This window comes from Flavobacterium sp. R1_16 (assembly GCF_057652095.1).
In genome coordinates this window covers 1-243 of the sequence record NZ_JBYFCG010000055.1, presented here as the reverse complement: position 1 = coordinate 243, position 243 = coordinate 1, and the positions used below count along the sequence as shown (strand labels likewise).

Sequence of the window (243 nt, the reverse complement as noted above, 5' to 3'; positions counted from 1 at the left end):
TCTCCATATACTTATACGGTAACTTTAACAGGAGGTTGTGGTACTGTAAGTACAACTGGAACTGTTACTGTAAATTCTGCTGTTCTCTCTCCAACAAGTTTAGGAGATATAACAGAATGTGAAGCAACACCAATACAAACACTTACAGCTTCAGCAACAGCTCCAGTAGGTTCTACAGTTGTTTGGTATGATGCAGCTACAGGAGGAAGTATTGTAGCTAGTCCAACATTGAATAGCATTGGA

1 protein-coding gene is annotated in these 243 nt (G+C 39.5%); it reads left to right on the top strand.

All coding sequences use genetic code 11. The features are described 5' to 3' along the window. Positions 1–243 (top strand): hypothetical protein (locus AC23L6_RS13425; RefSeq protein ID WP_487562998.1); only part of this gene is annotated, 243 nt, incomplete at both ends.